Consider the following 12528-nt stretch of genomic DNA (forward strand, 5'->3'; position numbering starts at 1 on the left):
TTATGAAAATAGCATTTATCAGTACCCGTGGCATCCCAAATAACTATGGGGGCTTTGAACAGTTTGCCGAATATATTTCAGTAGGGTTAGCGGCACGTGGGCATGAAGTTGTTGTTTATTCTCCTCATTTTCATCCTTATAAGCAGGATATTTATAAAGGGGTACGTGTCAAGCATATCTATAGTCCAGAAACTTGGATGGGTAGTTCGCTAGGGAGCTTTTTCTATGATTTTGCATCACTGAAGGATGCATTAAAAAAAGAATATTTTGATATCATTTACGAAGCTGGTTATACGAGTATTGTACCTGCTTATATTTGGTTTAATGTGAAGAAGATTAAATATCCTATATTTACAACTAATATGGATGGTTTGGAATATAAGCGTACTAAGTTTAACAAGTGGGTACAGAAATTCATTTTCTGGGAAGAACGTACTACTGTGAGACATAGCCATTATTTGATTGCTGATAACATGGGGATTCATGATTATTATAAGGAGAAGTATAATAAGGAGAGTAAATTTTTGGCTTATGGTGCAGATATCCATGAAGATTATGATGAATCGTTATTGACAGAATTTGGTTTGCAGCCTCGTAAATACTATTTATTAGTGGCACGTCTGGAACCTGAAAATAATGTTGAAATGGCTATACAGGGCTTTTTGGTATCAAACGAGATAGGTAAAAAAGAGCTTATTATAGTTGGAAAAACGAATACCCGTCATGGCAAATACCTCGTAGAAAAATATAGTATTTATTCCGGTATTCGTTTTGTAGGAGGAATTTATGATTTTAAAAAGTTGAATTCGGTCAGATATTATTCGTTTGCTTATTTTCATGGGCATAGTGTGGGTGGTACGAATCCTTCTTTGCTGGAGGCAATGGCGTCAAGTTGCTATATATTAGCACATGATAATATCTTTAACAGGGCAGTGTTGAAAGATAATGCCCACTATTATGCTTCTTCTCAAACTGTTACTAAGCTACTGAATTCTATCTATGAGTTGGATGGGGCTTGGCGTAATAAGTTTATTGAAAACAATTTGCGAGAGATTCAGAACGAGTACTCATGGGAAAATCTGATAGATAAACACGAAAAATATTTTTATTGGTTACTTTCTCAGAAACAATGAATTGCTATCTTTGTTCATAATATTATTATGGATAGTTTAGCTAAAAATATTTATAAACAACTTCTATACAAGAAGAAACAGCATTTATTCTAATGGTGTTGTTTGGTAAGTGTACATTTTGCCAATTGATATTATCTAAAGAAATTGTTTTCTGGGTATCGTTCTTTAAACTACAATATTTATCGTGATAAATTTGAAAAGGAATTAGCTTGACTGCTATTTTTCTATCCTTTCGTTTTAAATGAAGAAATTTTTATTTGTATTTCTGCTGTGTATGATATGGCAGGAAAGTTTTTCTCAGTATATATTATGTAGATGGAACTATCGGACTTCTGTACATGCCTACTGTTGATATGCAACGGGATAAGACATTCTTGTTCGGTGCTTCCGTCAGGTGGATTGATATTTAAAGTGCATTTAAAATAGCTAATACTATATTTATTAATATGAAAGGAATAGTTCTTGCCGGTGGTAGCGGTACTCGTCTGTATCCTATCACTAAGGGAGTAAGCAAGCAGCTTCTTCCTATTTTTGACAAACCGATGATTTATTATCCCATTTCGGTCTTGATGCTGGCTGGTATCCGTGAGATTCTGATTATTTCCACCCCCTATGATCTGCCGGGCTTCAAGCGCCTTTTGGGAGACGGATCGGATTACGGTGTAAAGTTTGAGTATGCCGAACAGCCTTCTCCTGATGGCCTTGCACAGGCATTTATCATTGGTGAGAAGTTCATTGGTAATGATTCTGTATGTCTGGTATTGGGGGATAATATTTTTCACGGAAATGGATTCAGCACCCTGTTGCGTGATGCCGTACGCACAGCGGAAGAAGAACTGAAAGCTACAGTGTTTGGCTACTGGGTGAACGATCCGGAACGTTATGGTGTGGCAGAATTTGATGTGGAAGGTAATTGTTTGAGTATCGAAGAAAAACCGAGGCAGCCGAAATCAAATTATGCAGTGGTGGGCCTCTATTTTTATCCCAATAAAGTTGTGGAAGTTGCCGGGAATATTAAGCCTTCCGCACGTGGCGAACTGGAAATAACGACAGTGAATCAGCGTTTCTTGGAAGATCGTGAATTAAAAGTACAAACGTTAGGACGTGGTTTCGCTTGGTTGGACACGGGAACGCATGATTCATTGGCAGAAGCTTCGACTTATATAGAAGTCATTGAAAAACGTCAGGGCTTGAAAGTTGCTTGTTTGGAAGGAATCGCTTATCGTAAGGGGTGGATAACGGCAGACAAGATGCGTGATCTTGCCAAGCCGATGCTGAAGAACCAATACGGTCAGTATCTGCTTAAAGTTATTGATGAAGTGAAACGTACAGGTAAAGAAAATTTGGATTGAAATATGGAGGTTATAAAAACAGGAATAGAAGGTGTGGTGGTTATTGAACCGCGCATCTTTAAAGATGGAAGAGGGTATTTCTTTGAATCCTTTTCCCAACGAGAGTTCAATGAAAAGGTGATGCCTGTCAATTTTGTACAGGATAATGAGAGTATGTCATCGTATGGTGTGATGCGCGGTTTGCATTTTCAATGTCCACCGTTTACACAGAGTAAGCTGGTGCGTTGTGTAAGAGGTGCCGTACTTGATGTGGCAGTAGACATCCGGAAGGGTAGCCCTACTTTCGGGCAGCATATTGCGGTGGAACTAACTGAAGAAAATCATCTCCAGTTCTTTATCCCTCGTGGATTTGCCCATGGTTTTGCAGTATTAAGTGAGACTGCAGTTTTCCAATATAAATGTGATAATTTCTATGTACCACAAGCCGAGGGTGGTATTCAACTGCGCGATGAAAACCTTAGTATTGACTGGAAGATACCTGTTGTCGAGGCTATCCTGAGTGAGAAGGATTTGAAACATCCTTTGTTGAAAGATTATGACTCTCCGTTTGATTACAATATTAATCTTTACGAATGATGAATATACTTGTTACAGGTGCCAATGGTCAGCTTGGCAATGAGATGCGCAGAGTGTCGCTGGAAAGCCGGAACCGTTATCTCTTTACAGATGTAAATGAACTGGATATCACAGATATGGCAGCTGTTCGTAATATGTTGATAGAGAAACATGTGGATGTGATTGTAAATTGTGCCGCTTATACAAATGTAGACAGGGCGGAGGATGACTTTGCCATGGCAGATTTGCTGAATAACAAAGCTGTGGAGAATCTGGCTGTTGCTGCTCGGGAGATAGATGCAACGTTAATTCATGTATCTACGGACTACGTGTTCCGAGGAGATAAAAACATTCCTTGTCGTGAAACTTGGGAAACTGATCCGTTGGGTGTCTATGGAAAGACGAAATTGGCGGGTGAGCAAGCTTTGGTAAAGTCAGGATGTAAATATATCATTTTCCGCACAGCCTGGCTCTACTCGCCTTTCGGGAAGAACTTCGTAAAGACCATGCGACAATTGACCGGCACGAAGAATTCGTTAAAAGTGGTTTTTGACCAAGTTGGCACTCCTACTTATGCCGGAGATCTTGCCGCTGTGATCTATAAAATAATCGAAGAGAAATTACTGGATCATCAGGGTATCTATCATTTCAGTAATGAAGGGGTATGTTCATGGTATGATTTTGCCAGAGAAATCTGTGATTTGAGTGGTAATAGTTGCGATATACAGCCCTGTTACAGTGACGAGTTTCCCTGTAAGGTGGAACGTCCTCATTTCTCGGTGCTGGATAAAACAAAAGTGAAGGACACTTTCGGTATTAAGATCCCGTATTGGAAAGACTCGCTGAAAAAATGTATTCTCGAATTGAAAGCCGAATAATAACTACATATAGTAAAATTGAAAAATATGGATTCATTCAAACGCAACATAATTATAACCGGTGGTGCAGGCTTTATCGGTAGCCATGTGGTACGTCTTTTTGTAAACAAGTATCCAGAATATCGTATTATAAATCTGGATAAACTGACTTATGCTGGTAATCTGACGAATCTGAAAGATATAGAAGACAAACCGAATTATACCTTTGTTAAGGTGGATATTTGTGATTTCGAAACTATTCAAGAACTGTTGATGCGATACCAAGTAGACGGCATCATCCATCTTGCCGCTGAAAGCCATGTGGACAGAAGTATCAAGGACCCGTTCACTTTTGCACAAACCAATGTGATGGGCACACTGACGCTGCTTCAAGCTGCCAAACTGTATTGGGAATCCCTGCCGGAAAAGTATGAGGGGAAACGTTTCTATCATATCTCTACCGATGAAGTATATGGAGCGTTGGATTTTGACGGAACTTTCTTTACGGAGGAGACTAAATACCAGCCTCATAGTCCGTACTCTGCAAGTAAAGCGGGAAGTGACCACTTTGTTCGGGCCTTTCATGACACGTATGGTATGCCGACTATCGTGACGAACTGCTCTAACAATTATGGCCCCTACCAGTTTCCTGAAAAACTGATTCCACTTTTTATCAACAATATACGTCATGGAAAACCGTTACCGGTATATGGTAAAGGAGAGAATGTACGCGACTGGCTGTATGTGGTGGATCATGCTCGTGCCATTGATCTCATTTTTCATCAGGGCAGGACGGCGGATACATACAATATAGGTGGTTTTAATGAATGGAAAAATATAGACCTGATAAAAGTTATAATTAAAACCGTGGATCGTCTGTTAGGAAATCCGGAAGGCTATTCTTTAGATTTGGTTACCTATATAACAGATCGTAAAGGACATGATTTACGTTATGCTATAGATTCCAGCAAGCTGAAAAATGAATTGGGATGGGAACCCAGTCTTCAGTTTGAAGAAGGCATTGAGAAAACGGTAAAATGGTATTTGGATAATCAGGCTTGGATGGACAATATTACATCCGGAGATTATCAAAAATATTATGATAACATGTATAAATAGATCACACTCTCTTTAAAATACAACTTCCTTTTGGAAATAAGATATTACCAAAACCTTACCCTTTAGTATTACATAATACAAAAAGTTATGTTTGGAACGTTTGGGATGTGATATCTCGAACGTTCTTTTATTTGTTCAAATTGGTTTAAAAATTAAGGGAAGAGGATACTTCACAGAAAGAATGTATCCTTTTCCCTTATCTTTTTTTACCAGATATGTGTACGCATATCTTCCTGTATAAACAATTTATCACCCCACTGTACATCAAATGCATTATACCATGCATCCGTATGAATCACAATTCCATTAACACGGAGCTTGGGTAAAGAGTGCACGTCCGTTTGGGTTGCTTTAATCGCATGTTCTTGTGTATAAATAGCTTTCCAGGCTTGGGCGAATGACAGATAAAATTTCTTTTCTTGGTCTTCCAGTTCGGAGCCTTTGAAACCCTCATTTGCTTTTTTCTCCATAAAAGTTTGGTGGGCTATTTCCAAACCACCCAAATCAGCAATATTTTCACCAAGTGTCTTCTCGCCATCAGCTTGTAATCCCGGCCATGCTTCCATAGAGTTAAAACATTCGACAAAAGCTTCTTGTCTCTTTTTAAATTCCAGTTTGTCAGCAAGCGTCCACCAGTCTTCAACTACACCGTCCTGGTTGAATCGTGAGCCATTGTTATCAAAACCATGCGTCATCTCGTGTCCGATGGTTGTAGCTCCGAGAGCTGCATAATTGAAAGCGTCAGAAACCGATAAATCATAAACAGGAGGAAGCATGGTTGCTGCAGGAATAATCAAGGAGTTGAGAGGTGGATAATAAAATGCATTTACGATATATAACGGGTTTTTCGGAATTACAAAATCCCAAGAGCCTTCTTTAATGGATTTCCCGGAGATACTGATGTTGAATTTATAATTTTGTTCTCTGCACTGCATAATATCCGCACATAGGCAGTTCCCACTTAAACGGGGACTACCCAGTTCATTCCATGTATCAGGATAGCCGATATTAAATTTCATAGCTTCCAGTTTTGCTATCGCTTTGCTTTTGGTCGTACCACTCATCCAGTCCAGATTCTCTATGCGGCGTTTAAATATGTTTCTCATTTCATTGGCCATTTCTGTACCCCGCTGTTTGTAAGAAGGATCGAAATATTTTTCCACATACAGCTTACTTGTATGATAGGTCATGAATTGTTTTATAGCATTGTTTATTAGTGAATCTGCGGGCATAATTTCATTGTAGAATAATACAGCTTCTTTTTGACGGAATTCCATCGGTAAATAATCCCGATTACTCTGTATAATACAATTTTCTATATAATCTTTTAATATTTCCGTATCTTGCTCTGATATAATATCAAGAATGGGAATAGCAGGTTCATAAATTTTTGTGAGTTGGGGGTCTAATCCCATACTTTCAATAAAAACATCCCAGATAGAAGATGCAGCCTTTGTGTTTGTTTGCGACAACTTCTTTAAACGACTGTAGTTATCGGCATCACTCCAATATTTTAAAGTGTAAGAATCTGGATTTGTACAGATTGCAATCGAACGTTCAATATTGATGGCATTGTCCGCTTTCCGATAAGCATCTTCTTTACTGTATCCTATCATTTGAAAGCAGTAAGCAATCCATTCTTTATATATATTAATATGGGAGCTGCCCGGTTGATAGTAGTAAGAATCCGAATAAAAGGTGTACCCTGCATTTAGGCGAGGTGCAAAAATTCCATTAATAGGTGCTACTGTGACAGAAAAGAATGGTTTGTATCCTAAGCTGATAATTTTTCCTATAGCTTTCAATAAATCTGCTTCCGAATATATATTTTGAACTGATTGTAAATGCTTTTTCAAAGCATTGATACTGTTTTGTTCCGTTAGCAGATTATTTGTTCCGTCTTGTCGCAGTTTAGTAATAGTAGGGTCATTTGTAGAATCAAGCAGCTTTTTAATATTTTCTATTTGTTTATCATAAGCTTCCTCATTAATACCATAAATATTTTGTCCGGGGGGAAGTGTAGCCGTTCCTAACCATTCTCCTAAAGCATATTCATAAAAATCATTTCCCGGTAAGACTGTTTCGTCCATATCATCACTATATGACCAAGGCAGCGGATCGGTAGTTGAGTTTCTGGAATCATCGTTGCAAGCAGTTAATAGCAGTATAAGTAGCTGCGTACCAAACAGGATTTTGGCTATTTGCAAAGCAAAACAAAAAAGAGAGTTTGTTTTTCTCATATATTTGTTATTCAATTTGTAATAAACTTTCACAAAGATATAATAATTAAGAACATGTTGTATATCATAACTTAAAGTTATAATCTATTCGGTATTTTGATAACCTTTGGACGGTTTATCTGTTGTATCTTTGCCGGCTGAAAAATAAAAACATAAGTGATATAAACAGATGAATACAATTGAGCAAGTTTTGACAAAGTACAACAAACCATTATTTATCCTTCTTTTTATTCTTTGCCTGATGCCCTTTATTTCACCGGCTATAGCCTTGTTCTTAGGTCTTGCTTTAGGAATGACAGCAGGGCAACCGTTTCCTGTGTTTAGTAAAAAGACTTCTAAATATTTATTGCAGTTTTCAGTCGTTGGTCTGGGTTTTGGCATGAATTTGCATGAATCTTTGCAAACAGGAAAAGACGGAATGATTTTTACAGTTGTGTCTGTCGTTGCGGTTCTCGTTCTGGGAATGTATCTGGGTAAACGTCTGATGATGGACAAAAAGACTGCTTATTTGATTTCTGCCGGTACGGCTATTTGTGGGGGAAGTGCAATAGCTGCTGTTGCCCCGGTAGTAAAGGCGAATGATAATGAAATGTCCATGTCACTCGGAACGATTTTTATATTAAATGCTATCGCCTTATTTATTTTTCCTCCTATCGGGCATTTGTTAGGAATGACACAAGAGCAGTTCGGAATGTGGGCGGCAATAGCTATACACGATACCAGTTCGGTTGTGGGTGCCGGAGCTGCTTATGGTGAGAAAGCGCTTGAAATAGCAACGATGGTTAAACTGACCCGTGCGCTTTGGATTATTCCGGTTACAATTGCAACCATGTTCCTGTTCAAACAGAAAGGTGCCAAAATTAGTATTCCTTGGTTCATTTTCTTTTTTATCTTGGCTATGGTTGCAAATACATTTTTATCTATTCCTGAGGTGGTAAGTTCTTCACTTGTCTGGACTGCAAAGAAAGGGTTGACGGTAACTTTATTTTTAATAGGCAGTGGCTTGTCCCGTAAGGTGATTAAACATGTTGGGGTACGTCCTATGGTACAAGGTGTCATTCTTTGGATATTCATCGGATTGATGAGTTTGGGGGTAATCATGTTGGTAGAATAACGACAGATTTACTTATTTGTATGGCAATAAATTATTACCTTTGCCGACTGAATAACGAAAATAAAGAATGGCTTCAAAAGTAACAAAAGGTATTATTATTGCATTTTGGGTGTTGTTTGCCGCAGGGGTAGGAATAGTAGCCCTGTTGTTTACAGCAATTGCCAATGGTTCTATCGGTTATATGCCTCCGGTAGAACAACTTGAAAATCCGATAGATAAATATGCATCCCAGGTCATCTCTTCCGATGGAAAAGTACTGGGATCCTATGCACATAGTAAAGATAACCGTATATATGTCAATTACCAGGACCTGTCTCCTTATTTGGTAAAGGCATTAATAGCAACAGAAGATATTCGTTTTTCCGAACATAGCGGCATTGATGCACAGGGTCTATTCCGTGCAGTTGTGAAGCGTGGCCTTTTGATGCAAAAAAGCGGTGGTGGAGGTAGTACGATTACCCAACAGCTTGCCAAGCAATTATTTTCGCCCAGCGCCGATAATATCATGGAACGCTTGTTCCAAAAACCTATCGAATGGGTGATAGCCGTACAGTTGGAACGTTTCTATACCAAGGAAGAGATTGTCAATATGTATTTAAACAAATTCGACTTCCTGTATAATGCCGTTGGTATCCAGTCGGCTGCCCGCGTCTATTTTGGAACGACTCCCAAGAACTTAAAAATAGAAGAAGCCGCAACATTGATAGGAATGTGTAAAAACCCATCCTATTTCAATCCGGTACGGCAACCGGAGCGTACACGTGGACGCCGTAATACCGTATTGGAGCAGATGGAGAAAGCCGGTTATCTGAGTAAGGCGGAATGTGACTCTTTGAAAACATTACCTCTTACACTTCGTTTTACCCGTATGGACCATAAAGACGGTCCGGCTCCTTATTTCCGTGAATATCTTCGTTTGGTAATGATGGCAAAGAAACCGGAACGGAAGAATTATGCATCCTGGCAATCCCAGAAATTCAGTGAAGATTCATTAGCATGGGAAACCAATCCTTTATATGGCTGGTGTAATAAGAATAAGAAAGCCGATGGTTCCAATTACAATATTTATACCGACGGTTTGAAAATCTATACAACCATAGATTCACGCATGCAGAAGTATGCGGAAGAAGCGGTACAGGAACATTTCAGTAAGACTTTGCAACCTTCTTTCTTTAAAGAAAAGCAAGGTAGAAGTTATGCCCCGTTCTCCCGTTCTGTTTCAGCTGGCCAGGTTGATACCATGATGGTACGTGCAATGCACCAGACCGACCGTTACCGTGAATTGAAGAAGAGCGGAATGAAAGAAGACGAGATACGGAAAGAATTTAAGAAACCTGTGGAAATGCGGGTATTTACCTGGAGCGGACCAAGGGATACCATAATGTCTCCTTTAGATTCCATCCGTTATCATAAGAGTTTCCTTCGTACCGGTTTTATGTCTATGGACCCGCGGAGCGGACATGTCAAAGCATATGTCGGCGGTATAGACTATAATGATTTTCAATATGATATGGTGAACGGTGGACGTCGCCAGATAGGTTCTACCATTAAACCGTTCCTTTATTCACTGGCTATGATCGAAGGATTTAGCCCTTGTGATGAAATGTTGCATGTGCAGCAACAGTTAACGGATGAGAATGGCATATTGTGGACCCCACGTAATGCCAGTGCTAAACGTATTGGTGAAAAAGTCTCCATCCAGTGGGGATTACAAAATTCGGATAACTGGGTAACAGCATGGCTGATGGGACAGATGTCTCCTTATACATTCGTACGTCTGTTGCATTCATTCGGTTTGAAAAATCATATCGACCCGGTTATATCCGTTTGCTTGGGTACACCGGATGTTTCGGTAGCGGAGATGGTAAGTGCTTACACAACATTTGCGAATAGAGGTATTCGTGTAGAGCCGCTTTATGTAACCCATATTGAAGATCCGTATGGAAATACGATAGCCAACTTTAATCCCCAAATGAGCGAAGTCTTGACAGAAGAAGCCTCTTATAAAATGCTTTATATGTTGCGCAGCGTTATGGATGGAGGTACAGGTAGCCGTGTTCGTTTCCGTTATGGAATCAAAGCTCCAATGGGAGGGAAGACAGGAACGACGCAGAACAACTCCGACGGTTGGTTTATGGCATTTACTCCGAGTTTAGTATCCGGTTGCTGGGTAGGAGGTGAAGACCGTTCTATACATTTCGACCGCTTGCAAGATGGACAAGGTGCCAGCATGGCATTACCTATCTATGGTTTATATATGCAAAAAGTCTATGCAGACAAGACTTTGGATTATTCTGAGACAGAAGATTTCGAAGTCCCTGAGCAATATAACAACCCTTGTAAAACGACAAACGAAGAAGATCGTAAGCAAATACCTACCGATGTAGGGGGCATTGACAAGATGTTTGAATAATATTTCTTAAATTCAGGCACGGACTATCCGTTTCCCATCTTTTAATATTCAAAGTGGAGAATGGGTTTTCGTGCCTGACTTGTGTAAAGCCTTCTGTCTTAATTATTTCATAACGCATTTTTTATCAGATTTTATTTGTTAGATTTGTAGATGTTAATCTTTAAAGATGCGTAATATGAAACGTGAGTTATTAATTTCTCAATTTTTAGACACTGGAAAAGATTTCGATTTCATAGTTATAGGCGGTGGAGCGACGGGACTGGGTGTTGCATTGGATGCAGCAACGCGTGGTTATTCTGTTGCCTTGTTCGAAAGATCGGACTTTTCTAAAGCGACTTCCAGCCGGAGTACGAAACTGGTACATGGCGGGGTACGCTATTTGGCACAGGGAGATGTAATGCTGGTGTTTGAGGCATTGCATGAGCGCGGGTTACTACGAAAAAATGCTCCTCATCTGGTAAAAGACCAAACCTTTCTGATTCCTTGTTATCGCTGGTGGGAAGGACCTTTCTATGCTATCGGTCTTACAATGTATGATTTGATGGCTGGTCGTCTGGGCTTCGGACGGTCTTTATGTATAGGTCCGAAACGTGCTGTCCGTAAAATACCCAAGCTTCGCAGTAAAGGATTGAAAGCCGGTGTACTTTATCATGACGGGCAGTTTGACGATTCCCGCCTTGCTATTAACCTGGCTCGTACGGCTGTAGATGCCGGGGCCTGTGTACTTAATTACACAAATGTGGTAGGCTTGCTGAAAGATGAAGCCGGTAAAGTTTGTGGTGCGGAAGTACGCGATGAAGAAAGCGGTAAAGTATATAAAGTACGTTCCCGTTCTGTGATCAATGCAACAGGTGTTTTCGCCGATGAAATCCTGCAGATGGATAAGCCGGAAAAACGTCCGATTGTACGTCCCAGCCAGGGAGTGCACCTTATTCTGGAATCTTCTTTCCTTGATAGCGATTATGCCGTTATGATTCCAAAAACATCCGATGGCCGTGTGTTGTTCGCTGTTCCCTGGCACAATAAAGTAGTGGTAGGAACTACAGATACATTGATGGATAAATCGTTGATGGAACCTGTAGCCTTGGAAAAGGAAATCCAGTTTATTTTGGATACGGCAGGCAACTATTTGACACGTCCGCCGAAACGCAGTGACGTACAGTCTGTATTTGCAGGTCTTCGTCCTCTTGCTGCGCCCCGTGATGAAGGAAAGAAAACAAAAGAAATTTCCCGCAGCCATAAACTGATGCGTGAAGACTCTGGATTGGTAACGATTATCGGAGGTAAATGGACTACTTACCGTAGAATGGCGCAGGATACGATTGATTATGCACTTCGTGATATGAATATACAGATAGAGGATTGTATAACAGAACATTATATGATACATGGCGCCCGTCCTAATCCGGATTTCAATAATCCTTTGTATGTATTTGGATCGGATGAGGATGACATACGCAAGTTTGAGGCTTCATCTCCGGAAATGGAGGAGAAGTTGCATCCTCGTTATGCTTATACGAGAGGTTTGATTGTCTGGATTATCCGGAATGAAATGGCTCGCACCATTGAAGATATTTTGGCTCGTCGTCTTCGCCTGTTGTTCCTGGATGCCCGTGCGGCTGTAGAGGTAGCTCCTGTAGTTGCTGATATATTAACAGAAGAATTAGGTAAGGATGAGGCTTGGAAGATAGAACAGAAAAAGCAATTTACGAAAGTTGCTTCTAATTATGTATTGGATTAATGTA

At 39.9% G+C, this 12528-nt stretch carries 9 protein-coding genes; 8 read left to right on the forward strand and 1 reads right to left on the reverse strand.

Features of this window, described 5'->3' with window-relative positions:
• Nucleotides 1–2 precede the first annotated feature (2 nt).
• The 5 genes from ACGE0T_RS05765 (at nt 3) to rfbB (ending at nt 5016) form a co-directional block, all read left to right on the forward strand.
• A complete protein-coding gene (locus ACGE0T_RS05765) occupies nt 3–1133 on the forward strand; it encodes a DUF1972 domain-containing protein (RefSeq protein WP_459189582.1) in 1131 nt (376 codons plus the stop codon).
• A 446-nt stretch (nt 1134–1579) separates the two neighbouring features.
• Nucleotides 1580–2485: a glucose-1-phosphate thymidylyltransferase RfbA gene (rfbA, locus tag ACGE0T_RS05770; RefSeq protein WP_459189583.1), complete on the forward strand. Its 906-nt coding sequence runs from the start codon at nt 1580–1582 to the stop codon at nt 2483–2485.
• 3 nt (nt 2486–2488) lie between these two features.
• Nucleotides 2489–3061, forward strand: a complete 573-nt coding sequence (gene rfbC, locus ACGE0T_RS05775) for a dTDP-4-dehydrorhamnose 3,5-epimerase (RefSeq protein WP_459189584.1) — start codon at nt 2489–2491, stop codon at nt 3059–3061.
• Nucleotides 3061–3918 (forward strand): dTDP-4-dehydrorhamnose reductase, encoded by an 858-nt coding sequence (gene rfbD, locus ACGE0T_RS05780; protein WP_459190425.1) that lies wholly within the window; start codon nt 3061–3063, stop codon nt 3916–3918. The genes rfbC and rfbD overlap by 1 nt, the downstream gene beginning before the upstream one ends.
• Nucleotides 3919–3945: 27 nt before the next feature.
• Nucleotides 3946–5016 (forward strand): dTDP-glucose 4,6-dehydratase, encoded by a 1071-nt coding sequence (gene rfbB, locus ACGE0T_RS05785; RefSeq protein WP_459189585.1) that lies wholly within the window; start codon nt 3946–3948, stop codon nt 5014–5016.
• A 206-nt stretch (nt 5017–5222) separates the two neighbouring features.
• On the opposite strand, the gene ACGE0T_RS05790 is transcribed toward rfbB, so the two are convergent.
• Entirely contained in the window at nt 5223–7256 is a 2034-nt protein-coding gene (locus ACGE0T_RS05790; protein ID WP_459189586.1) for a M13 family metallopeptidase, read from the reverse strand.
• Between the two features lie 169 nt (nt 7257–7425).
• On the opposite strand from ACGE0T_RS05790, the gene ACGE0T_RS05795 reads away from it, so the two are divergent.
• The 3 genes from ACGE0T_RS05795 (at nt 7426) to ACGE0T_RS05805 (ending at nt 12524) form a co-directional block, all read left to right on the forward strand.
• Complete coding sequence (locus tag ACGE0T_RS05795; protein WP_459189587.1) at nt 7426–8370, forward strand: YeiH family protein; 945 nt, start codon at nt 7426–7428, stop codon at nt 8368–8370.
• Between the two features lie 67 nt (nt 8371–8437).
• Nucleotides 8438–10783, forward strand: a complete 2346-nt coding sequence (locus tag ACGE0T_RS05800; RefSeq protein ID WP_459189588.1) for a transglycosylase domain-containing protein — start codon at nt 8438–8440, stop codon at nt 10781–10783.
• 175 nt (nt 10784–10958) lie between these two features.
• Nucleotides 10959–12524, forward strand: coding sequence for a glycerol-3-phosphate dehydrogenase/oxidase (locus ACGE0T_RS05805; RefSeq protein ID WP_459189589.1), 1566 nt, complete (start codon nt 10959–10961; stop codon nt 12522–12524).
• Nucleotides 12525–12528: the final 4 nt, after the last annotated feature.

It is taken from the genome of Parabacteroides sp. APC149_11_2_Y6 (assembly GCF_054506995.1).